This window comes from Pseudidiomarina fusca, from assembly GCF_032227045.1.
In the GTDB taxonomy this organism is placed as follows: Bacteria; Pseudomonadota; Gammaproteobacteria; order Enterobacterales; family Alteromonadaceae; genus Pseudidiomarina; species Pseudidiomarina fusca.
In genome coordinates this window covers 1-352 of the sequence record NZ_JANFPJ010000114.1, presented here as the reverse complement: position 1 = coordinate 352, position 352 = coordinate 1, and the positions used below count along the sequence as shown (strand labels likewise).

Annotated in this window: 1 protein-coding gene; it reads left to right on the top strand. The window is 50.6% G+C overall.

Annotated features, from left to right (window positions below; genetic code table 11):
- The coding region (locus tag NOG12_RS13320) for a helix-turn-helix domain-containing protein (protein WP_313933524.1) at positions 1-352 on the top strand (352 nt) is incomplete at both ends.

The following is a 352-nucleotide window of genomic DNA, read 5'->3' as shown; positions in this document are numbered from 1 at the left end:
GATGTACGACAACGGACAAGGACTCTCGATCCGTGCCATTAGCCGCGAGTTGAACATCTCGCGCAACACGGTGAAAAAATACTTAGCGATGGACGCGCAAGGTATCTGCGTGATGATGGAAGACACCTCGCGACAAAAATGGCTTGATGGCTATCGCGATTACCTGATTAACCAGCTGAAAGACTACCCCAAGTTATCCGCAGTGAAGCTCATGCGCCGATTATGTCGTAAGGTGGGCAAGCTGCCCATATCCGAACGCAGCATGCGACGTTACGTGCAAAACTTAAAAGCCGAGGTTGCTGTCGGCCAGTATCGTTATTATGAACCCATCATCGAAACTGTTCCCGGTGTG